General features: G+C 72.6%; 20 protein-coding genes and 1 tRNA gene. 2 read left to right on the top strand and 19 right to left on the bottom strand.

The window, feature by feature from the left end; translation table 11 throughout:
- Positions 1–12: 12 nt before the first annotated feature.
- The 5 genes from FHS87_RS09675 to FHS87_RS09655 are packed head-to-tail and all read right to left on the bottom strand — an operon-like array spanning position 13 to position 6,074.
- On the bottom strand, positions 13–1,050 hold the full coding sequence (locus FHS87_RS09675; protein WP_184516943.1) for a class II aldolase/adducin family protein: 1,038 nt from the start codon (positions 1,048–1,050) through the stop codon (positions 13–15).
- On the bottom strand, positions 1,047–2,309 hold the full coding sequence (locus FHS87_RS09670) for a glycosyltransferase (protein ID WP_184516940.1): 1,263 nt from the start codon (positions 2,307–2,309) through the stop codon (positions 1,047–1,049). The genes FHS87_RS09675 and FHS87_RS09670 overlap by 4 nt, the downstream gene beginning before the upstream one ends.
- A complete protein-coding gene (locus FHS87_RS09665; RefSeq protein ID WP_184516937.1) occupies positions 2,309–4,015 on the bottom strand; it encodes a GMC oxidoreductase in 1,707 nt (568 codons plus the stop codon). Before FHS87_RS09665 ends, FHS87_RS09670 begins: the two co-directional genes overlap by 1 nt.
- Positions 4,012–4,878: an aldo/keto reductase gene (locus FHS87_RS09660; RefSeq protein WP_184516934.1), complete on the bottom strand. Its 867-nt coding sequence runs from the start codon at positions 4,876–4,878 to the stop codon at positions 4,012–4,014. The genes FHS87_RS09665 and FHS87_RS09660 overlap by 4 nt, the downstream gene beginning before the upstream one ends.
- Positions 4,875–6,074, bottom strand: coding sequence for a glycosyltransferase (locus tag FHS87_RS09655; protein ID WP_184516931.1), 1,200 nt, complete (start codon positions 6,072–6,074; stop codon positions 4,875–4,877). Before FHS87_RS09655 ends, FHS87_RS09660 begins: the two co-directional genes overlap by 4 nt.
- 666 nt (positions 6,075–6,740) lie before the next feature.
- On the opposite strand from FHS87_RS09655, the gene FHS87_RS09650 reads away from it, so the two are divergent.
- On the top strand, positions 6,741–7,373 hold the full coding sequence (locus tag FHS87_RS09650) for a YcbK family protein (protein WP_184516928.1): 633 nt from the start codon (positions 6,741–6,743) through the stop codon (positions 7,371–7,373).
- A 24-nt stretch (positions 7,374–7,397) separates the two neighbouring features.
- On the opposite strand, the gene FHS87_RS09645 is transcribed toward FHS87_RS09650, so the two are convergent.
- The 11 genes from FHS87_RS09645 to FHS87_RS09595 all read right to left on the bottom strand — a co-directional run bounded on the left by FHS87_RS09645 (position 7,398) and on the right by FHS87_RS09595 (position 17,506).
- Positions 7,398–8,639, bottom strand: coding sequence for a glycosyltransferase family 25 protein (locus tag FHS87_RS09645; protein ID WP_184516926.1), 1,242 nt, complete (start codon positions 8,637–8,639; stop codon positions 7,398–7,400).
- 75 nt (positions 8,640–8,714) lie between these two features.
- Positions 8,715–8,924: a hypothetical protein gene (locus FHS87_RS09640; RefSeq protein WP_184516924.1), complete on the bottom strand. Its 210-nt coding sequence runs from the start codon at positions 8,922–8,924 to the stop codon at positions 8,715–8,717.
- Positions 8,900–9,076, bottom strand: coding sequence for a cbb3-type cytochrome oxidase assembly protein CcoS (ccoS, locus tag FHS87_RS09635; protein WP_184516922.1), 177 nt, complete (start codon positions 9,074–9,076; stop codon positions 8,900–8,902). Before ccoS ends, FHS87_RS09640 begins: the two co-directional genes overlap by 25 nt.
- Positions 9,073–11,439: a heavy metal translocating P-type ATPase gene (locus tag FHS87_RS09630; RefSeq protein ID WP_312861948.1), complete on the bottom strand. Its 2,367-nt coding sequence runs from the start codon at positions 11,437–11,439 to the stop codon at positions 9,073–9,075. The genes ccoS and FHS87_RS09630 overlap by 4 nt, the downstream gene beginning before the upstream one ends.
- The gene (locus FHS87_RS09625; protein WP_184516919.1) at positions 11,436–11,915 is read right to left on the bottom strand and encodes a FixH family protein; all 480 of its coding nucleotides are present in this window, start codon (positions 11,913–11,915) and stop codon (positions 11,436–11,438) included. Before FHS87_RS09625 ends, FHS87_RS09630 begins: the two co-directional genes overlap by 4 nt.
- Positions 11,912–13,414, bottom strand: coding sequence for a cytochrome c oxidase accessory protein CcoG (gene ccoG, locus FHS87_RS09620; protein ID WP_184516917.1), 1,503 nt, complete (start codon positions 13,412–13,414; stop codon positions 11,912–11,914). Before ccoG ends, FHS87_RS09625 begins: the two co-directional genes overlap by 4 nt.
- 2 nt (positions 13,415–13,416) lie before the next feature.
- A complete protein-coding gene (gene ccoP, locus FHS87_RS09615) occupies positions 13,417–14,289 on the bottom strand; it encodes a cytochrome-c oxidase, cbb3-type subunit III (protein WP_184516915.1) in 873 nt (290 codons plus the stop codon).
- 12 nt (positions 14,290–14,301) lie between these two features.
- Complete coding sequence (locus tag FHS87_RS09610; RefSeq protein ID WP_184516912.1) at positions 14,302–14,454, bottom strand: cbb3-type cytochrome oxidase subunit 3; 153 nt, start codon at positions 14,452–14,454, stop codon at positions 14,302–14,304.
- A gap of 10 nt (positions 14,455–14,464) precedes the next feature.
- Positions 14,465–15,199 (bottom strand): cytochrome-c oxidase, cbb3-type subunit II, encoded by a 735-nt coding sequence (gene ccoO / locus FHS87_RS09605; RefSeq protein ID WP_184516909.1) that lies wholly within the window; start codon positions 15,197–15,199, stop codon positions 14,465–14,467.
- A gap of 13 nt (positions 15,200–15,212) precedes the next feature.
- Positions 15,213–16,715 (bottom strand): cytochrome-c oxidase, cbb3-type subunit I, encoded by a 1,503-nt coding sequence (gene ccoN, locus FHS87_RS09600; protein WP_184516906.1) that lies wholly within the window; start codon positions 16,713–16,715, stop codon positions 15,213–15,215.
- A 62-nt stretch (positions 16,716–16,777) separates the two neighbouring features.
- Complete coding sequence (locus tag FHS87_RS09595) at positions 16,778–17,506, bottom strand: sulfite exporter TauE/SafE family protein (RefSeq protein WP_184516903.1); 729 nt, start codon at positions 17,504–17,506, stop codon at positions 16,778–16,780.
- 278 nt (positions 17,507–17,784) lie between these two features.
- On the opposite strand from FHS87_RS09595, the gene FHS87_RS09590 reads away from it, so the two are divergent.
- The gene (locus FHS87_RS09590) at positions 17,785–18,210 is read left to right on the top strand and encodes a hypothetical protein (RefSeq protein WP_184516900.1); all 426 of its coding nucleotides are present in this window, start codon (positions 17,785–17,787) and stop codon (positions 18,208–18,210) included.
- A gap of 610 nt (positions 18,211–18,820) precedes the next feature.
- On the opposite strand, the gene FHS87_RS09585 is transcribed toward FHS87_RS09590, so the two are convergent.
- The 3 genes from FHS87_RS09585 to FHS87_RS09575 form a co-directional block, all read right to left on the bottom strand.
- A tRNA-Thr gene (locus FHS87_RS09585) sits at positions 18,821–18,895 on the bottom strand.
- A gap of 95 nt (positions 18,896–18,990) precedes the next feature.
- On the bottom strand, positions 18,991–20,277 hold the full coding sequence (locus FHS87_RS09580) for a heme biosynthesis HemY N-terminal domain-containing protein (RefSeq protein ID WP_184516897.1): 1,287 nt from the start codon (positions 20,275–20,277) through the stop codon (positions 18,991–18,993).
- Positions 20,277–21,923: a COG4223 family protein gene (locus FHS87_RS09575; RefSeq protein WP_184516895.1), complete on the bottom strand. Its 1,647-nt coding sequence runs from the start codon at positions 21,921–21,923 to the stop codon at positions 20,277–20,279. The genes FHS87_RS09580 and FHS87_RS09575 overlap by 1 nt, the downstream gene beginning before the upstream one ends.
- Between the last annotated feature and the right edge of the window lie 12 nt (positions 21,924–21,935).

Genomic DNA, 21,935 nt, shown 5'->3' with positions numbered 1-21,935 from the left:
AGCGGGATTCCATCAGCCCGGGGCGCGGTTGAGGGACTGGCGGTACTTCTCCGCATCCCAGTCCAGCAGCTCGGCCTCCTGCGACGCGTCGAGCACGGTGAGCGGCGCCTCGGGCGCCACGCGAGAGAGAACGAGGCCGAGGCAGGCAGCCATCTCCTCCGCCCCCGCGGTGAGGTCGGCGCGCAGCAGCGCCCCCACCCCCTCCACGAGCAGGAGCGCCGGGCCACCCTCCCCCACCCGCGCCATCGCCGCGTCGAAGGAGGGCGTCGGCACGGGGGAGGCGCCGAGGAAGACGGTGTGGTCGGGGTAGAAGGCCCCCTTCCCCGCCATGGCGAGGCTGTCGGGGTCGGTCGCCGCGTCATGCGCCGCGCCGATCGCCGCCGGCCGGTAGCGCCCGCCCGAGGCCTCGGCCAGCCGCGCCAGCCGGGCCTCGTCGGGAGCGGGCGCCGGGCGGGCCGGCAGGGCGAGGCGCGCCTCCACCGCCTCCAGCAGCGCCTCGGCCGCGCGCTCGTCGTCGCCGCCCACGACCAGCCCGTGATTGCCGAGCACCAGCACGTCGGGCGCCCCGCCCAGCACGGCTTGCACGGCACGGGTGAGCGGCAGGCCCGGGCGGGCATAGGGCACCCAGGCCCAGCGCAGCCCGGCCAGCCGCTCCGCGAGCAGCGCCGGGCCGTCCTCGCGGATGGCGTAGGCGATGGTGTTCACGGAGTGGACGTGCAGCACCACCCGGTGCGGCAGGAGCGCGTGCAGCGTCGTCTCGATCGAGGGGCGGAGCGGGAAATCCGGGTCCAGCCGCGCGGGCATGGCCGGCTCCGCCTCGCCCGCTTCCAGGCGCCGCAGCACCTCCGCCAGGTCCAGCCCGACGAAGATCGGCCGGTCGAGCGCGGCGGACAGCCAGGTGCCCGAGGCCTTCACCCAGAGCGCGCCGTCCCGCTTGAGGGAGGTATTGCCGCCCGCGCCCTGCACGAGGTCCCGGTCCGAGCCAAGCCGCGCGGAGAGGGCGGCGAGCGCGGTCAGGAAGGGCGGGGTGGGCACTGCCTCGGCCGTCATCGGGCAGCGGCCCCGGCCGGCCGCGCCAGGGCGGCCCGGCGCTCCAGCACGGCGTCGCGCAACGCACGGCCGCGATCGGCCCAGTCGAAGGCACCCTCGGCGGCGGCGAAGGCGCCTTCCTGCAGCGCCCCCAGCCGCGCGGGATCGTCGATCACGCCCAGCACGGCGCGCAGCAGCCCGTCCAGCTCCGGCGCCAGCACCATGTTCGCGCGCACGGAATCCGGCAGACCGCTGGCGCAGACATCGAGCGCGGCCACGGGCACGCGGTTGAAGACATATTCGAGCAGCTTCATCTTGAAGCCCCCGCCGATCGGCTCCGCCACCACGGCCAGCCGGGCGGCCGCGAGATGCGGTGCGGGGTCCTCGACGAAGCCGGTGAAGCGCGCGGCGCGGTAGCGGCCCTCCAGCGAGCGCCGGAGGTCGTCCGGCATGTCGCCCACCACGCGGATCTCCACCCCGGCCTCGGCCAGCACGGGGTCCGCCTGGTCGAGGAAGATGCGGAGGTTGGCCTGCTTGGCGGACCAGCGATAGGAGCCGAACAGTACCACCGCCCGCGGCGTCTCCGGCCCGATCGCGCGCCCCGCGGCCCGGGCGCCGTCATAGCCGGGCACCAGCGGCAGCACGGGAACGCCCGGCGCCTCGGCGGAGAAAAGGGCGGCGTCGGCCTCGGTGATGGTGGTGATGAGGTCGCTGCGGCGCGCGATCCAGCGCTCGAACCAGCGGGTCTTCAGATGGTTCTGCAGCAGCACGGCGCGCCTGGGCAGGGAGGCCGTGCGGTCGCGCCACTGCATCCCCGTCACGCTCTCCTCGTGGTCATGGGTGACGAAGACCACCACGGGCCGGCCGGCGAGCAGGGCACGGTTCCGCAGCACCCAGCCCATGCCGTACTGGTCCACCACCACCACGTCCCAGGGCCCCTTGCCCGCCAGCTCCGCCAGGGCGGAACGGTAGGCGGCGGTCGCGTGGCGCGCGGCGACGAGCGGCATGGGGCTGGCCAGGGCACCGACGCGCCCGCCCTGCCCGCCCGGCACGATGTGCCAGCGGATGTTCGGCATCGGCGCCGGCGGGGCCTCCCCCTCCAGCCCGACGAAGGTGACGTCCACCCCCGCGGCGGCGAAGGCGCCGGCGAGCTTGGCCGTGTAGATCCGGTCCCCCGCCGTCCAGGGGAAGGGCATGGAGCGCGCGAGCCAGAGGCAGCGCAGCGGTGCGGCCGCGCCCGTGGAGAGGGGCGCGGGATGGATGGGCAGGCTGTCCGGCATCAGGAAACCGCTTCGGCGAGGCCCACGGCCCGGTCCTGCGCGGCGGTCGCCTTCAGGTGGTCGGCGAGCCGCAGGGCGAGGGCGAGGATGGTGAGGGTGGGGTTGGCGTGGCCGCAGGTGGGGAAGACCGCCGCACTGGCCACGAAGAGGTTCGGCACGCCATGGACGGCGCAGTTCCGGTCCACCACGCCATCGCCGGGCGAATCCGCCATGCGCGCCGTGCCGATATGGTGGCCGCCGACGGGGGTGGAGGCGCGCACCGCGTCCTCCAGCGTGTCGTCCTCGAACTCCAGCCTGGCGCAGCCGGAGCGGGCGAAGGCGTCCCGCGCCAGGCGCAGCCCGCGCGCGAGGCTGTCCACGTCCTGCCCGCGCATCCGCCAGTCCACCTTGACCTGCGGCACGCCATGCGCGTCCCGCGCCCCGGTGAGCGTCACGCGGTTGTCGGGGTCGGGGATCTGCTCGGCGTTGATGTCCAGCGGATAGGCGCCCTCGCGGCTGGCAATGACGACGAAGGGCAGCTTGCGGCTCGCCAGCGTGCGCTTGCGAAGCCAGTTCTGGCCGAAGCCGAGCACGCCCGGCGCGTCGCGCAGCACGTTGCCGGCATGGCGCATCCAGAAGCGCGCGTCGCGCACCATGCGGCCCCGGTTCGCGATCTCCACCGTCGCCAGCTTGCGCCGGTACTCCGGCAGGATCACGTCCTTCACGAGATACATGGCCGAGAGCACGCCGCTGCCATGGCCGGGATCCGCGATCAGCGGGTAGTGCAGGCGGAAGATCGTGTTGAGCAGCCCCTCCCGCCGCTGCGCGGATTCGGAGAGGGAGAGCTTGCGGCGGACATAGACGCCGTCATCCGTCGTCTCGAAATGTAGGGCGACCGGGCGGTTGGCGGGGGTGAGGCGAAGCAGGCCGAGCGTGTTCTCGGCATGGCACATGTAGAAGCGGCCGAGGGCCCCGCCCTCATTGCCCAGCCCGCCGCGGCGCGTCTCGTCGGAGGCCATGAGCAGGCGCGGCACCTCCAGCCCGCCGCCCGCGAGGACGTAGCGGCGCGCGCGCACGGTGAAGCCACGGCCCGGCGCCGAGGCGCCTTCCAGCCGCTGCACTGGGCCGTCCGGCGCGACGAGGCGGAGGGCCTGGGCATTCACCAGCACCCGCGCGCTCGCGGAGGCGGCGAGGCGGTCGGACCAGGCCTTGCCGAAATGGGTCGGGCGGCTGAAGCGCTCCAGCCGGTCGGAGATGATGTCGGGATCGGAGAAGCCCTCGATCACCGGGGGCGCGTCCGGCCCGAGAGCCTCCCGCGCCGTGTAGGCATAGGCCCCGGCCTCGAGGAACTCCTGCGCGCGGGGATAGTGGCGGGCCAGCTCGTCCCAGCCGATGGGCCAGCCGCTGCGCGGCACCCAGTCCCGCTTCTCCAGGTCGATGGGGTCCAGCGGCACGCAGCGCCCGCCCCAGATCGCGGTCGCGCCGCCGAGGACGCGCCGGCGATACATGTTGGGCGGCGTGTGCGGCGAGCCCTCGGCCACCTCACCCTTGAGCCCCTCCTGCGCGGCGGCGTCGAACTTGCGCCCGCCGCCTTCCAGCAACAGCACCGAGAGGCCCGAACCCTCCAGCGCGAGGGCGAGCGTCACCCCCGCCGCGCCGCCGCCGACGATGCAGAGATCCGCCTCCAGCGTGGCGCCGGGCGGAAGGGTGAGCGCGTCGGTGATCATGCCGCGCGCCCCACGGCGCGGGCCGAGGCCAGTGCCTCGTCCAGATGCGTGGCCGAGGTCGTGCCGACAAGCGCGGTCGCGCCGGGATGGGACAAAGCGGCGGCCATGGCCGCGCGGCGGGAGGCCGCGTCCCTCGGGCCACCCGCGAAGATCTCGCGCATCAAGAGTGTCGCCCCTCCTGCGGCGGCGGCGGCCAGCTCGGGCCGCATCTCCTCCGCGATCGCCAGGGGCAGTTGCAGCCCCCGCAGCTCCGGCAGGCGCAGGGCGGCCCGCGCCGCCTCCGCATCGTCCACCGAGATTCCCCAGGCGCCGATCAGGCCCGCGGCGCGCAGTTCCTCCAGCATCGGGAAGGCCTCGCCCCGGCGGATGTCCTCCGCCGAGGGGCTGTGCAGGAGGTAGAGGTCGATCCGCTCCGTCCCCAGCCGGCGCAGGCTGCCCTCCACCGCGCGGCGCAGATGCGCGGGCGTGTAGTCCCGCGGCAGCGGTGCGGCCCGGCGCCCGGCGATGCCGCGGCGGAGGGAGGGGATCATGCCCGCCAGCATCCGCAGCGGGCGCTTGACGAGAGTCGCCGCGCGCTGCGCGGCGGTGAAGCGCTGCCCGCCCTTGGTGACGATCATCACGCCCTGCCGGCGGCCGCGCAGGGCCTCGCCGATCAGCCGCTCGCTCTCGCCCTGGCCATAGATATCGGCCGTGTCGAACAAGGTGACCCCGGCATCCAGCGCGTGGTGCAGCAGCCGCACGGCGTCCGCGCCGCTGCAACCGCTCAGCGTGGAACCCAGCCGGGAGCAGCCGAGGCCGAGGAGCGGCGCGGCCTTGTTGTTGTCCGGCGCGGGTTGCCGGATCGTGGCGGAGGGCGCGCTCACCGGCCACCCTCCGCGGACTTGCCGATGCCCGCCGCGCCCGTCAGCGGCGCGCCGCCGCGGATGGATTGGGCGGGGGACCAGGTCTGGAAGCGGTCCCCGCGAAGGGAGCGCAGGACGCCGAGCGCAGTGGCCAGGAAGGCGAGCCAGATCTCCCAGATCTTCCGCACGGGGCCGACGCCGAGCGCCAGGGCCGCGAACCAGGCCGCCGCCAGCACGGCCAACCCGCCCAGCACCAGCGCCGGATGCACCCACTGCATCAGCGCGGCCAGGAAGAACAGGCCGGCGAGGATCAGGTTGGGCGCCACGAACCAGCGCAGCAGCTTATGCGAGACGTAGCAGTAGAGCGGCAGCGCCGGCAGGGCACGGAGGCGCGGCCAGAGCAGGCGGTGGACGTTGAAGGCCTGGCAGGAGATGCGGATCTTGCGGCGGAACTCCTCGCCGCTGTCCACCACCGATTCCTCATAGGCGAGCACGTCCGCGCCGCGAATCACGCGATAGCCGTCGCAGAGGATCGAGAGGGAGACGAAGAAGTCGTCGATGATGTCGTCCGGGACCGGCGGGTTCAGCTCCCGGCGCACGGCGAAGAGCGAGCCATCCGCGCCGATCACCATGCCGCGCTCGGACTCCAGCTTCTTGATGCTCTCCTCCAGCCGCCAATAGGCCGAGTTGACCTCGCTGGTGTCCGAGGTAACCGCGTTGCCGTAGACGAGGTGGCCGCAGACGCAGCCCACGCGTGGATCGGCGAAATGCCGGCGCAGCGCGTTGATGGCCTCGGGATCGATCATCACATTGGCGTCGGTGAAGACGAGCAGCTCGCCCCGCGCCTGGGCGGCGAGCCGGCGCATGCCGTGGCTTTTGCCGTGGCGCTCCGTCGCCGCGATCACGGTGATGCTGTCCCGGAAGGGCTCCAGCAGCTTCGCCGTGTCGTCCGTGCCGCCATCCACATAGACCAGAAGCTCGACGTCGCCGCCGCTGCGCTCCTTCAGGGCGAGCAGGTTGTGCGCCTTGGCGACGATCACGGCCGCCTCATTATACGCACACATGCAGACGGAGACGGTCGCGCGCGGCCCGGCGGGCGGCACGCCTCCCGGGATGCCCATCACGCGGCGGCCGAGATAGCGGAGGGAGATGGGAAAAGAGATAAAGGGGTGGAGCGCCAGGAAGGCGAAAAGCAGAGCGATCACAATCAGCAGCATTCAACTTATCTCCTTCGCTGCTGTCAAAAACTCAGCTTCCCGTTTCAGGTGACGCGTGCAGTAACACCGGCCAAAATCCGCAGCAATGGAATTCCCGGCCGCACACGAAGAGATTACAGACATATTCCGCTTTTTGAGACGAGCCGCAGCATCATGCGCGAACGCCCCTCATGCAAGAGCAGTTGCGCGCGACAAGCGCACCCGCAACGCATTCCGTTCTCTCCATCACGCATTTGTGCGCCGAATAGTGAAACACGCGCAGCATCTTTCCGGATCGTGGTTCTAAGCCCGATCCGACGTCCTCCCCGGACGGCGAGGTGGGTTGCCGACTGCAACACCCCTGCGTTATCGCCGCACAAGAGCCGAGTTGCGGCAGCCAGCGCAAGTCTCGTCCCGGTCACTTCGGGCCTGCTTACTCAATGTTGATGGGACCCGACGCAGGAGCGCGTCATCGACCCCGTGGATGTGCGGAACTCACCTGCCGGATGCCGGGATTATGTCCGCTCCCGCAAGGATTCGGTTCAGGAGTTCCCAGGTCGGAATGCCGCCGATATGGCTGTAGAAGCGATCTCAAATCCGCGAGATTAGATCAAAACATCGGCCATGTTTTCGCAATCGCGTGAGGTTGGGTTCCGTTAGCGAGCGGAGCTGTCTAGACGGAGTGCCATGCGCCGTCGGACCCTTTTTCTCGCTACCGCTGCGACCACCCTCGCCGCGGCCGGCCCCGCCGCGCGGGCGGGGACGGCTCGCTTCCCCGCCACCCTGGAGCCGCGCAAGCTCCGTCTGCGTCACGCAGCCTCCGGGTCGGTGTTCTCTGGCACCTACCACAACGGGCTCATGGCGGACGCCGCCGCGATGGCGGAGCTCTCGCGGGTGCTGGCGGACAGCCATACCGGGGAAGTTCGTCCGTTCGAACCCGACGCCATCGAGATCGTCTGGGAAATGGGCCGTCGGCTGCAGATCCAGGAATTCGTCGTCCTGTCGGGCTATCGCACGATCGCGACCAACCGCGCCGTGCACGGCGCGGGCGACAGCCAGCATCTGCGGGCCGCAGCGCTTGACCTCCACATTCCGGCGGCGAAGTTCCAGCAGTTCGGCGATACAGCACGGAAGCTCGCCCGGGGCGGAGTGGGCCTCTACCCCGATCAGGGCTTCATCCACCTGGATTCCGGCCCCGTCCGGCACTGGGGCGGCGATGCCGTCCAGGCCGGGGCGATGCCTTCGGCGCCCCGGCGCTCCCCGGCCGAGCAGCGGATCGACAAGCTGGCCGAAGCCTGGGCCTCGCTGCCGAAGCGCTGAGGCGGTCCTAGCTCCCCGGCGGGATCAGGCCAGAACTGCGACCCCGGGCTCGGCAGGCTCTTCCCAGGAGATACCCTGCCTCAGCAGCAGGAGATACCCGTCGGCCTCAGGGCAGGGCTGTGTGGAATAGCCGAAGCCTGCAGCGATCTGCTTCATGCTGAGACGCGGCGGCCCGCGCCGCCCTGCCTCCGCCGGGGCAGGCCTCTGCGCCTCATCCCGGTCCGCCGGCACGACAACCGCGCGCGGCCGGAAGGAGCCGAGCAAGGTGCAGAGCGAGGGCACAGGCGTGTCAGCCGTTCCGAGGAACAGCAGGTCGAAACCCTGCTCGATCCCTCGCTCCGTCAGCGCCCGGGCGAGAAGGGAGGCATCCTCCGCGATATCGAAGCCGCCCCATCCGACACGCCTCAGGGCTGCCGTGGGAAGAACCGTGTAATGGTCCGAGCGGATGCCGACCGCCACGGCGTTGGTCACCCCGATGCGCTCGAAGACGGCAGCGAAGGCGTCCGGTTCGGGGAATGCCACCTTCTGCGCCGGAGGTTGTGGAGTGCCTGCAGCCTGGATCGTGCTCACCCGGTGGTCGTTCTCGGTCAGCGCAAGGGGAGGCACGGCGACGTATGCCGCCATCTCGGGCCAAACCCGGGCGAGCATGTTGTCGATGCCGGCGTTGGCGATGCGGTGCGCCAGGCCAGGATGCATGGTGTCCATGGGGCGAAGCGGGAGGCAGAACTCGACCAGGCGCATCGCTCCGCGCGGCGAGATGGAATAGCAGACCGTGCCGAAGCCGCGCAGGAGGCGGAACGCCATGGTGCTGACCCGCCGGGACGCGAAATTCCTGATGTCCTGTCGCATCGCGGCTTGATCGAAGGCCGAGGTGCAGGGGGAAAGCCCCTCGCCGAGATGGAAGGTAAGGGGGGCATCGAAGTTGAAGCCCCACATCACGTATTCCCAGTCATCCGGCAGGCCGGCCAGGACGCGCGCCGATTCCTCCTCGAAATTGGCGCAGAGAACGGCGTCATCCTCGATGATCGTCAGCGGCTCGCCGCCCTGGGCAGCGTCGCGCCATTGCGTGAGATGCGACATCGCGCAGCCCACCGCGCCGTCGGAGTAGTTGAGATCGGGACTCATGATCCCGTGTTCGATGAGGCGGCGACGGTCCGCAAGGCGACCATCCACCGCGCTCACCCGCTCGATCCCGGCCAGGTGCGGGTTCCGGGCCCTGAACAGCGCCAGCCTGTCGCTGCTGCGGTCCAGGTTGAGTAGTCGCATCTGCATTCCGGATTTTCCGTGACCAGGGTCTCTCCCGATGCTGCACGGAAAACCCTGAAAATCCCTTAAGGGCGGTCAGGCGCCCTCGGCCGCGCCCTCCCCGGCATCGAGCCCGCGCTTCACCATCCAGAAGCCGAAGGCGTAGCCGAAGAAGATGAGGCCATAGCCGAAGAGGCTGAAGCCGATGTCGGTCGCGCGCGAGGCGGCGAAGGCGCCGAACAGCGCGAGGAGCCCCGACACGATGATATACAGGGTGCGGGTCAGCGTGAAGCCGTTGGCGGGCATGGCGGGTTCTCCCGGTTCTCGTCGAAAAGGATGCGGCTGGCGGCCCCGTCGGGGTCGTCATACTGGCCGTTCCTCAGCGTCCAGCCGAAGAACAGCAGGGCGAGCACGCCCAGCCCGAAGGCGAGCGGCACGAGCAGCGTGAGCGCGGTCATCTCGAAGCCTCCCGCCCCACACGGAGCGCGTTCAGGATCACGGCGAGCGACGAGGAAGCCATCACCAGCGCCGCGATCAGCGGCGTGACGATGCCGGTGATCGCCGTCGGCACCGCCACGAGGTTGTAGACAAGGCTGAAGGCGATGTTCTGCCGCGCCGCCCGCTGGGCACGCCGCGCGGTCGCGATGGCGGCCGGCAGGGCCGATAGCCCTTCGGCCCGCAGCACGAGGTCGGCCGCGGATTGCGCAAGGTCGGTGCTGCCCGCCGGGCTGGCGGAGGCATGCGCCAGGGCCAGCGCCGCGGCGTCGTTGATGCCGTCGCCCAGCATCAATGGGCGGCGGCCCTCGGCGCGCAGGGCCTCGATCCGGGCGGCCTTGTCGGCGGGCGTGGCGCCCGCGCGCCAGGTCTCGATCCCGAGCGCCCCGGCCGCGGCCGAGACAGCGGCCGGCGTGTCCCCGGAGAGGAGCTCCACCTCCAGCCCGAGGCGCCGCAGGGCGGCCACGGCCTCGGCCGCGTCGCGCCGCAGCGGGTCGGCGAAGCGGAAGACGATCGGTGCTGCCTCGGCACCCGCGCGGTACCAGAGGCTCGGCCCCTCCCCCTCCCCGGCATCCACGGCTCCGCAGAAAGCGGCGCTGCCCAGCCGCTCCGCACCGCGGCGCAGGCCGGCACCCGGGACCTCCTCCACCTCGCCGGCGGGGGTGACACCCCCGGGGCAGGCGGCGACCAGGGCGCGGGAGAGCGGATGGCGGCTGCTGGCGGCGAGGGCCGCCGCGGCCTCGAGCGCGCCCGCGGGCCGGGCGGGGTCCGGCAGCAGCTCGGGGCGCCCGGTGGTCAGCGTGCCCGTCTTGTCCAGCACCGCGACGTCGCAGGCCGCCACGCGCTCCAGTGCCGTGGGGGAACCGACGAGCACGCCGCGGCGGAACAGCGCGCCCACCGCGACCACCTGCACCGCGGGCACCGCGATGGCGAGGCCGCAGGGGCAGGTGACGATCAGCGAGGCCACGGCAGGAACCAGCGCGGCCTGCCAGGAGACGCCCATGCCGAACCACCAGCCGAGGAAGGTGGCCAGCGCCACCACATGCGCGACGGGCACGTAGACCCGGGCCGCGCGGTCGGCGATCGAGACGTAGCGGCCCCGCGCGCTCTCGGCCCGCTCCAGCATCCGCGCGACGGCGGCCAGCGAGCCTTCCGAGGCGGCGGCGGTCACGCGCTGCACCAGGGCCGCGCCGAGATTCACCGCGCCCGCGGGCAGATCGGCGCCTGCGGCGAAGCGGCGGGGCAGGCTCTCGCCCGTGCTCGCCGCGGTGTCGAGCAGCGCCTCGCCCTCCTCCAGCACGCCGTCCAGCGAGAGCCGCTCGCCCGGCGCGACGAGCAACCGGTCGCCCGGGCGCACATGCTCCGAGCCGATGCGGTGCGCGGTGCCGTCCGCCTCCAGCCGCGTCACCTCCGCGGATTGGAGGGCCAGCAGCTCGGCGCAGGCCTGGCGGGCGCGGCGGCGGGCGGCGCGGTCGAGCACGCGGCCGCCGAGCAGGAGGGCCAGCAGCGCCGTCGCGCCGTCGAACCAGGTGAAGGGGCCGTTGCGGAGCGCCTCCGAGAGGCTCATCGCCGTGGTCGCCAGCACGCCGAGCGAGACGGCCATGTCCATGTTCACCCGCCCGGCCCGCAGCGCGGCGATGGCGGAGCGGTAGAAGGGCATGCCGGCCACCAGCACGACCGGCATGGCGATCAGCGCGGCGAGCCAGTGCATCAGCCCGCGCGTCGCCTCCCCCATGTCGCTGCCGACCCAGACGGCGACGGAGAGCATCATCACGTTGGAGGCGCCGAAGGCCGCGATGCCGAGCGCGCGGATCAGCGCGCGCTCCTCCGCATCCTCGGTGGCGCGGAGGCAGGCGGCGGACCAAGGGGCGACCTGGAAGCCCAGCCGCGCGACCAACCCCGCCAGCGCCTCCGCCTTCGCGGCCGGGCCGCGCCAGGTGACGGTGAGCCGGCGGGCGGTGAGGCTGGCGCGGGCGCCGATCACGTCGGGGTCGCTCGCCAGGGCCTGCTCGACAAGCCAGACGCAGGCGCCGCAGGTCAGCCCCGCGACCATCAGGTCCAGCCGGTGCTCCGCGCCGCCGCGCAGCGGCTCCGCGCGGGCGGCGAAGTCGACGGGCGGCAGGGCCGTAGGGCGGATCTCCCCCTCCGCCGCCTCGCGCCGGCGATAGAAGGCGTCCAGGCCGAGCCCGGCGATGAGGGCGGCCGCCCCCTCGCATCCCGCGCAGCAGAAGCGGGTGCCGGCCGGCACGGGCGCGCCGCAATGGACGCAGGCCGTGGCGGAGGCGCGCGGGGCCTCGGCCTCGATGCGGGAGGGGAGTGCGGTCACGGGAAGACGAGCCTCTCGCGCAGTTCCAGCCGGTCGGCGCCGCGCGAGACCGTCAGCACCGCCTCCCAGGCACCGGGCGCGGGCGGGGCGATCTCGGCACGCCAGGCGCCGGGCGCGGCGGGATTGAAGTCAAGCGGGAAGGAGGCACGCTCCAGCGGGCGCTGGAGAGAGCCGGTGACGGTGGCGTCCGCCGGCAGCGCGCTGCCATCGGGCAGCCGCACCGAGAGGGTCACCCCGCCCGCATCGCGCGCGGCGCGCGCCGTCCATCCCAGCGACTTCTGCCGCGCGGCCTCGGCGAGCACATCGCCGTAGCTGCGCCCGCGGTCATAGGCGCCGGCCGTGGTCGTGCCGGTATAGGTGCGGACGGCGGCGGTGATCAGCACGCCGTTCACCCCGATCACGATGAGGAAGCCGCCCACGAAGATCCAGGGGATCCAGCGGCCGCGCGCGGCGGAGGGACGAGCCATCGTGGTCATGTCCGGGGCCTCAGGAAGATGGTGCCGACCGAGGCGCGCTCGGCGCCGCCGGGAGCGAGAAGTTGGATCCGCACCGGGGTGCTCTCCTCCTCAGGCCGCGCCTCGGGCGCGGTGGTCACGAAGAGCCGGTACTCCGCCACCCCGTCGGCGCGCGTGGCGACGACGGGACGGCCAGCGGCATCCGCCTCGCTGACATCGAGCACGCCCCAGCTCGCGCCCGGGGGGAGCCCCTCCACGGAGATTGCGAGGTGGTCCGGGGTCGGGCGGCGGTCCGAGAGCTTGAGCGTGTAGCTGTTGCGGATGCTTCCGTCGGCGAGGCGGACGAAGAGCGGCGAACGGTCGCGCAGCGCCTCTAGCGACACGTCGCGGCGCGTCGCGAGGCCGAGAAGCATGATCCCGCCGATCAGCGTCATGGCGGCGGCATAGAGCACCGTGCGCGGGCGCATCAACCGCGCGGGACGGCGCGCTGCCATGCCGGGGGCGCAGCGCGCGGGGCCGGGCGGGATGGCGGCGGTGGCCGCGTGGCCGGCGGCGAGATTGCCCACCGTCTCGAAGGCGATCAGCCCGGTCTGGCGGCCGAGCTTGGCCATGATGCCGTCGCACGCATCGATGCAGAGGCCGCAGTTGATGCAGGCCATCTGCATGCCGTCGCGGATGTCGACGCCCGTGGGGCAGACATTCACGCAGGCGCGGCAATCGACGCAGTCACCCACGCCGGCATCGCGCGCCTTGCCGCGAGGCTCGCCGCGCCAGCCGCGGTAGGAAACGGCGAGGCTGTCGCTGTCCAGCATCGCGGATTGAAAGCGCGGCCAGGGGCACATGTAGGTGCAGACCTGCTCCCGCGCCCAGCCGGCGAGGAGATAGGTGGTGAAGGTGAAGAGGCCGATGAAGCCGAGCGTGACGGTCGGCACGCTGAGGGTCAGCACCTCCCGCGCGAGGGTCGGCGCGTCGGTGAAGTACATCACCCAGGCCCCGCCCGTGAGCGCGGCGATCGCCACCCAGGCCAGGTGCTTGCCGATCTTCAGGCCCCAGTCGGCGGCGCTCCAGCGCGGCTTGCGGTCGCGCCGCATGCGGGCGTTCCGGTCGCCCTCGATCAGGCGCTCCACGAGCATGTAGAGGTCGGTCCAGACCGTCTGCGGGCAGGCGAAGCCGCACCAGACGCGGCCGAAGAGCGAGGTCGCGGCGAAGATCGCGATGGCGCCGAGCAGCAGGAGGCCCGTGAGGTAGTAGACCTCCTGCGGCCAGATCTCGAGGAAGAAGAAGAAGAGCCGGCCGTGCTCCATGTCCACGAGCACGGCCTGGTCCGGCTGGCCGGGACCGCGGTCCCAGCGCAGCCAGGGCACGAGATAGTAGAGCCCGAGGCAGAGGACCAGGATGGCCCACTTCGAGCGCCGGACCGCTCCCTGCACCGCCTGCGGGTAGACCCGCACGCGGTCGGCGTAGAGAGGCTGGGACCGGTCGTCCGGCGCGAAGGCCTCGGGCTTTTCCATCCGGCTCATGATCAGCGCGCCTCAGTCCCGCCCAGGCTGTGGATATAGACGGTGAGCATGCGGATCGTGGCCGGATCCAGCCGCTTCTCCCAGGCCGGCATCACGCCACCGCGCCCGAGGGAGACGGTGCGCAGCAGGCTCGCCTTGTCGCCACCGAAGAGCCAGACTTGGTCGGCGAGGTTCGGCGCGCCCATTTCGCGGTTGCCCATGCCGCGCTCGCCATGGCAGCTCGCGCAGTTCTCGGCGAAGACCGCCGCGCCACGCGTGGCGGCCGCCGCGTCCGTCGTGCGCCCGGTGAGGGAGAGCACGTGCTCGACCACGTCGTTCGCCTGCGCGCCCGTCAGCATGCCGTCCGCCACGAAGCGGGGCATGAGGGAGGAACGCGTCGCCTCGTCGTCCGGCGCGCGGATGCCGTGGCGGATCGTCTGCTCCACCTCGGCCAGCTTGCCGCCCCAGAGCCACTCGTCATCGGCCAGGGTCGGGAAGCCCGGCGCGCCCTGCCCGCCCGCGCCGTGGCAGCCGGCGCAGGTATTGGCGAAGGCGACGCGCCCGCCGGCGATGGCGTAGGCGCGCAGGTCGGGGTCCGCGATGATCGCATCGGGATCCGCCCCGCGCAGCCGCGCCAGCATCGGCTCGGCCGCCGCGGACTGGGCCAGGCGATCCTGCTCCGCCTCGCCGCGCGCGGTGTGGCCGAGCAGGCCCGTCGCACCCGTGATGGGCAGGGCGGGGTAGAGGATCACCCAGAGGAGGGCGAAGGCGATGGTGGCGTAGAAGGTCCAGAGCCACCACTTCGGCAGCGGCGTGTTCAGCTCCCGGATGCCGTCCCACTCGTGGCCGGTGGTGGCGGTGCCGGTGATCTCGTCGCGTTCAACTGCATGGGACATCGCGGCGCGCTCCTACTCGGCCTCGCGCAGCGGGATCTGCCGCGCGCGCTCGAAATTCTCCCGGCGGCTGGGCCACAGGGCCCAGGTGACGATTCCGCCGAAGAGGACGAAGAACCAGACGATCCAGGTGGTCACCAGGAGGCTGTGGAACTGCTCGAGGGTCATATCCGCCTCCTCACTGCTGCCGCAGCCGCTCGGGCGTGACCTCGGAGAAGTCCACGAGGGTGCCGAGCATCTGCAGATAGGCCACGAGAGCGTCCATCTCGGTGATCGCCTTCGCGTTGCCGTCCGGGTCCATCTGCCGGGCGCGGCCGTAGCGGGCAGAGAAGGCGCTGCCGTCCTCGGCCGGGCGGGCCTGCGCCTCGAGGTCCTCGCGGGCGTTGGCGACCATCGCGTCGGTGTAGGGCACGCCGGCCGCGCGCAGCGTCGCCAGCTTGTCCTTGATGTCCGCGTAGTTCAGCGGGCGGTCGAGGAAGCCGTAGGAGGGCATGATGCTCTCCGGCACGAGGTGGCGGGGGTCGCGGAGGTGCATGACCTGCCACTCGTCGGAGTAGCGGCCGCCGACGCGGGCGAGGTCGGGCCCCGTGCGCTTGCTGCCCCACTGGAAGGGCTTGTCGAACATGCTCTCCGCGGCAAGCGAGTAGTGGCCGTAGCGCTCCCGCTCGTCGCGGAAGGGGCGCACCATCTGGCTGTGGCAGGTATAGCAGCCCTCGCGCACGTAGATGTCGCGCCCGGCCTGCTCGAGCGGCGTGTAGGGGCGGATGCCGCCCACTCGCTCGATCGTGCTCTCCACGGTGAAGAGCGGGATGACCTGCACCAGGCCGCCGATCGAGATGGTGATCAGGGTGAGCACGCCGAGCAGGATGAGGTTCCGCTCGATGGTGCCGTGGTTGAAGCGGATGCCGAACATGGTCGGTGTTCCTTCAGGCCGCGGCCGGCAGCGTGGACCCGGCGGGAAGGGCGACGGGCGCCTCCTCCACCACGGGAGCACGCACGGTCCGCCAGAGATTGTAGGCCATGAGCAGGGCGCCGGTGAGGAAGAGCACGCCGCCGAGCGCACGGATCACGTAGTAGGGGTGCATCGCCGCCACCGTCTCGACGAAGGCGTACTGGAGGAAGCCGAGGTGGTCGTAGGCGCGCCACATCAGGCCCTGCATGATGCCCGACACCCACATCGAGGTGATGTAGAGAAGGATGCCCAGCGTCGCGATCCAGAAGTGCCAGCTCGCCAGCCGCTCGGAGTACAGCTTGGTGCGGCCCCAGAGGCGCGGGACGAGCCAGTAGAGCACGCCGAAGGTGATGAAGCCGTTCCAGCCCAGCGCGCCGGAATGCACGTGGCCGATGGTCCAGTCGGTATAGTGGGAGAGCGAGTTCACCGCGCGGATGGACATCACGGGACCCTCGAAGGTGGCCATGCCGTAGAAGCCCAGCGCCGCGACGGAGAAGCGCAGGCCGACATCCGTGCGCAGCTTGTCCCAGGCGCCCGAGAGGGTCATCAGCCCGTTGATCATGCCGCCCCAGCTCGGCATCCACAGCATCACCGAGAACACCATGCCGAGCACCTGCGCCCAGTCGGGCAGCGCGGTGTGGTGCAGGTGGTGCGGGCCCGCCCAGATGTAGAGGAAGGTGAGCGCCCAGAAGTGGATGATGGAGAGCCGGTAGGAATAGACCGGCCGCTCGGCCTGCTTCGGCACGAAGTAGTACATCATCCCGAGGAAGCCGGCGGTCAGGAAGAAGCCCACCGCGTTGTGGCCGTACCACCACTGGATCATCGCGTCCTGCACGCCCGACGCGGCGCCGTAGGACTTGGCGCTGCCGAAGGAGGTCGGGATGGCGACGTTGTTGCCGATGTGCAGCACGGCGACGGTGATGATGAAGGCGAGGAAGAACCAGTTGGCGACGTAGATATGCGGCTCCTCGCGCCGCAGGATCGTGCCGCCGAAGACGACGAGATAGGCGACCCAGACGCCCGTGAGCCAGAGGTCCGCGTACCACTCGGGCTCCGCGTACTCCTTGCCCTGGGTGATGCCGAGGAGGTAGCCCGTGGCCGCGACGACGATGAAGAACTGGTAGCCCCAGAAGAGGAACCAGGCCGCGTCATCCCCGCCCAGCAGCCGCGCGCGGCAGGTGCGCTGCACGACGTAGAGGCTCGTAAGGAACAGCGCGTTGCCGCCGAAGGCGAAGATCACCGCGGAGGTGTGCAGCGGCCGCAGGCGCCCGAAGCTGGTGAATTCCAGCCCGAGGTTCAGCGCGGGATAGGCGAGCTGCAGCGCGATCACCACGCCGACGAGGAAGCCGGCAATGCCCCAGAACACGGTCGCGATCGCGAAGGCGCGCAGGGGCGCCTCCACATAGGCCGGCTGCGGGCGCAGCTGGCTGCCGGAGCCGGCTATCGGGACGGGTTGCGTGGTCAAACCCTCTGGCATGGGAAACTCCTTGTGATGCGCGCTTGATCACACGGCGCGGGGGCACGGGGCCTTGATCGAGATCAACCGGAGCCGGCCATCCTGAGGGCGAGGGCGGCCAGGGCGGCCCCGTTCGCCACCAGGGCAATCCCCGAGGCGAGCCGCAGCCCCGCCCCGAAGCGCCGGCCGAAGAAGCGCCCGAGCAGCGCCACCCCGACCAGCGAGGGCACGGTGCCCAGAACGAAGGCGAGCATGGTGAGCGCCCCCGCCAGCGCACTGCCCGAGGCGGTGGCCGCGGCCAGGGCGCCGAGCAGCAGCCCGCAGGGCATGGCGGAGAGCATGAGGCCGAGGAGGAAGCCGCGCCCCGGCCCGGGCGGCGCCCGGAGCAGGCGGCCGAGCGCCCCGAAGGCCGGGGCGGGCAGGTGCGGCAGGCGGAGGCGGAGCCATTCCGGCAGCGGCAGCCGGGCGCTGGCCTGGGCCAGCATGACCACGGCGGCGAGGGCCAGCGGCAGGGCGAGCAGCCCGCGCGGCACGAGGGAGGAGAGGAGCCCGGCCGTCCCGCCCATCAGCGCGCCGAGCCCGGCGTAACCCGTGGCCCGCCCGGCGTGATAGGGCAGCAGCGCCGCCCCGGCGAGGCGCGCCAAGCGCCCGCCAGCCGGGCCGTCGGCGATCTGGGCGATGACGAAGGGGCCGCACATGCCGGCGCAGTGGGTGATGCCGCCCGCCAGCCCGGCCAGCAGCATCGCGCCCATCAGCGCGAGCGTCCCCTGGGCATCGAGCGCGGTCAGCGCGTGCAGGCAGCTGGAAAGCATGCCCGCCCCTCGCACGGAGGGCTGAACGGTTCATTGATCCAGCGCAAGCCGCGCCGGGGTCGTGGATCTACCGGAGGGGTGGTGCCGGGTGCGAGATCTGATCAGCCCACGCCGGGAAACCAGCGAAACGGGCCTTTGCTCGCGTCCTGTGTCCCGAGTGTGTGCCCATGGAGAGTGCCGGCGCAAAGGCCCGAAGGGGGCTGAGTGCCGTCATCACGCAGCCACGGGCAGGGCGGAACGTTCCTTCTCAGACATTCCACCGCGCAGGAGGCCAGACAATGCGACGCTCATACGGCAGCCTTGGAGCCGCGATCCTCCTGGCCTCCCTGGGGGCGGGCTGCGCCTCTACCGACACCGTAGAAGCCTTCGATCAGCGGGTCAGCACCTATGTCGGGCGCTCCGAGGCCGATGTCGTCAGCGGCTTGGGCGTGCCCAGCCGGACCTATGACGACCCGAGCGGGCGACGCCTCCTCCAGTATGACTTCACCAGCCCGGCTTCCAGCCCCGCCGTGTTCCCCTCCCTCGGCCTCGGCTTCGGGAGCTTCGGTGGCGGCGTGGGCGTCGGGACCGGTCTGGGGTTCGGCCTGGGCGGCTTCGGTCAGTCCAGCGGACAGAACTGCTCGCTGACCTTCGAGGTTCGGGAGGGGCGCGTTCAGTCGTTCAATCGGCGGGGGGACGGCTGCACCGCACCTGTTTCAGCCTGACCGGGGCTGACCCTCGGGGGATGCCGGATCAGACGTTGGAGGAGCTTGGAGAGTGGCGCTGCCAGCAAAGGTTCAGCCTTCAACAGGCTGCTGAGAGACCGCAGTAGCGCTGCCTCGCTTCCGGCAAGCAGCCCACCTTTCGGGCCCGCTGCCACACTTCTATGGCGCAGCCCCTCTCCTGGAGCCCTGCCGCGAGTGCAACAGCCTCGTCATCGGACCTGCACTCGACATCCCTGGCCTTGAAGATGCGTCCGTCCGAGCCGACGAGATATATGCGGTAGTGCTTCATGTCGCCCCGTGAATGGCGGGTCGGCCGCACAGCACCCCTTTCTGGCAGCGCTGTTCGTCCATGGGTCGACGAATATCACGGCGTCGTGAGCGTGTCGACCAGCGAAACGTTCGCTTCCATCTCCGCCCGCTGACGCAGCACGTCCGGCCATTCCTCCACGACCTTCTTCCGATCGGCCGTCCCGGTGCTGATCTCGATGGACTCGCCAACCTTCCCCGCAACGGCAGGGCAGCGGGTCGGGACACGTTCGCGGAGTTCTCAGATACCCGCACGCGGGTCGCGCCGAGGGTCGCTCAAGCCGGCGGGGGTTCTGGAAGAGGATGGTGCCGGGTGCGAGAATCGAACTCGCGACCTATCGATTACGAATCGATTGCACTACCGCTGTGCTAACCCGGCCCAGTCCTGGCGTGCCGGCCGTGGCCGACGCGCTGCGGTGGGGCGCCTTCTAGCCCCCTACGCGCCGCGCGGCAACCTCGTCCGGCAGGGGATTTTCAGGTCGTCGCGACCGCCCCGCCCTTGGCCGCGCCGCCGCCCGTCCATTCGATCCGGCCGGGGGTGCTGCACTCCTCGCAGATCGGCTCCCACTTCCGGTGGACGGTGCCGCAGTTCAGGCACTGCCAGCGCGGCTCGGGAGGCGCGGAGGCGGCGGCGCGGAGCCACTTCGCCTCGGCCATGCGGCCGGCCGCGCTGTCGCCCAGCTCCACCGCATCCATGTCCACCATGGCGAGATAGGCCCGGCGGTCCGCCTGGCCGGAGGAGACGAGCGCCTCCAGCTCCGCCCTCGCCCGCCCCGTCAGCCCGGCGGCGAGCGCCGTGCGGCCCAGGACGAGCCGGCTCTCGGGATGGGTGCGGTTCTCATGCGTCAGCGTCTCGGCCGCCTTCACCCGCGCAAGCGCGTCCGGCTCGTCGGCGAGAAAGGCCTCGGCGATGTCGGGATGGGGCGAGGCTGCCCAGGCGGCCTGGAGCGCGGCCTTCGCCCGGCGCGGGCTCCCCTCCCCGGCCAGCCGCCTCGCGACCGCCAGCGCCGCGGGCGCGAAGCCGGGTTCGGCGGAGAGCGCCTGCTTCTCCAGCGAGGAGGCCGTGTCCGGGTCCTGCATCGCGGCGGCGAGCGCCAGGGCGGCGCGGCGGTGCCCCGTGAGCTGGCCGGGCGGGGAGAGCGCCAGCGCCTCCTTCCAGTCCCGCGTGCGGAAGGCGAGCGCGGCGCGTTCCTCCCGCACCCAGGCGGCGCCGGGCTGGGCGGCCTCGGCCTCGCGCGCCAGCCGCTGGGCGGCAGGCCAGTCCTCGCGCTGCATGGCGTCCCGCAGCAGCCCGCGCAGGCCGAGGAACTTGCCGTCCTCCCGCTGGGAGAGGAGGCGGAAGGCCTCGTTGGCGGCGTCGTTCCGCCCGGCCATGCGCTCGGCCTCGGCGGTCAGCAGCAGGGTGTGGGGCGTGTCGCCCAGCAGCCCGCGGGCGCGGCGGATCTCCAGCCGCGCCTGGTCCGGCGTGCCGGCGGCCAGCGCCACGAGGGCGCGGGTCACGGCCGCGTCGCCGTCCCGCCGGTGGCGCGCGGCGCGGCGGGCGCGGAGGCGGGCGGGCCAGCCGCGGAGCGACTTCCAGGCGGAGAGCAGGCCGTGCAGCACCACGAAGCCCACGACCAGGACCAGCAGCCCCAGCCAGACCGGCACGCCGATGAAGGTGTTGCCGACGCTGATCTCGACGTTGCCGCCCATCTGGCGGAGGAAGAGCGCCGCCCAGACGCCGAGGACGAGAAGGATCAGCAGCCAGATCGCGCGGAGCATCAGTTCGCCCCCGCGCCGGAGGCGTTGCTGCCGAGGTCGCGGACGGCGGCGCGGGCCTCGACGAGGTCACGCGCCTGGCCGATCCAGCCCGCCATGGCGTTGCGGGATGGCTCGGGCAGCTTCTCCAGCCGCTCCACCGCCCCGGCGAGGTCGCCGGCATCCAGCGAGCGGCGCGCCCGTTCCAGCTCGCCCGAGACGGCATCGCCGACCACGACCTGGTCACCGCGCCGCACCGTCACCAGCCCTTGCAGGCGCGAGAGCGCCGTGTCCGTCACCGATCCCCCCTGGGGCTCGGCGGCCAGCCGCGCGGCCCGCGCGGCGTCCTCGAAGGAGAGGCGCAGCGCCGATTCCGTCGGCGGCGCGGCCTGGGCGTAGCGGGTGAGCGCCACGGGCGGCGTGCCGGAGAGGCCGGACAGCGCCCCGCCGAGCGGGCGCCCGGACTCCAGCGCCGTCTGGATCGCGCCGCGCGCCGCCAGCGCGCCGAGGCGGCGCTCGGCGGCCTCGGCCTGGGCGAGGCGCTGCTCAAACTGACGCACGCGCTCGGCGAGCTGCTGCTCCTGGCGCTGCGCGCGCTCGTTCCCCTGCGCCTCGGCGCGGGAGAGCCGCTCGTCCAGCGAGCGGGTGGCGGCGTCGATCCGCTGGGTCAGCCCCTGGCCGGCGGCTTCGACGCGCTGGTTCAGCGCGGCATCCAGGGCGGCGAGGCGGGGGGCGAAGGCCTGCTCGGCCGCCGTCACGCGGGCGGCGAGGGCCCCCTCCGCCCCGGTCAGGCGGTTGGCGAGCGTCGCCTCGGCCTGGGCGATCCGCGCCTCGGCGCGGCGGCTCTCCTCCGCGAGCCGGGCATCCAGGGCGGCGGCGCGCTCCTCCAGCCGCCGCAGCCCCTCGGTGGAGGCGTTGCGGGCGGCCTCCAGCGCGGCGTTCAGGCTCGCCACGCCGGATCGGGCCTCGGGATCGACCACGGGGCGCGCGGCCAGTTCGCGCGCGGCGGCCTCGGCGGCGTCCAGCCGGCGCTCGGCATTGGCGGCGCGCTCGGCCAGCCCCGCGGCGTTCGGCCGCGCCTCCAGGGCCGAGAGGCGCGAGTCGACCGAGGCCATCCGCGCCGCATCCGCCTGGATCACGGCCCCCGGGGCGGGCTGCCGCTCGCGCGGGCTGGAGACGAGATAGGCGACCGCGCCGCCGAGCACGACCACGGCCGCCGCGATCGGCAGGATGGCGGGCTCGAAGCGCTTCGCCGGCGCGTTCAGCCCGGCGGGCGTCGGCGGGGCCGCGGGGGTCGCCGCGACCGGCGAGGGGTCGGGGCGCGGCGCCGCGTTGGAGGGCATGGGGCCGGCGGGGGCGCCGGCAGGGGTGGCGGCGCCGCCCGCCGCCGGGCCGCTCGTCTCCCGCTGGCCGTTCCCGGCTCCGGCGGCGGCACCCGCCGTCGCCTGGGTGCCGGCCGTCTGGGCGCCCGAGGCGCCGGTGACCGGCGCAGCCTCGCCAGGGGAGAGGGCCAGCTCGGCCGCCGAGGGGGCGGGGTCGGACGGGGCCGTCGGATCCTTGGCCGCCGGATTCGCCGCTCCCCCGGACCTCCCGCCCTTGCCGGAGGTTCCTGACGGGGCTCCCCCCTTCGGGCGCGGCGCGTTGGGCGGCGTGCGGGGCGTGTCGCTCATGGGATCGGCGTC

Source organism: Muricoccus pecuniae, from assembly GCF_014199205.1.
Lineage (GTDB): Bacteria > Pseudomonadota > Alphaproteobacteria > Acetobacterales > Acetobacteraceae > Roseomonas > Roseomonas pecuniae.
This window is presented reverse-complemented; position numbering and strand designations above follow the sequence as displayed.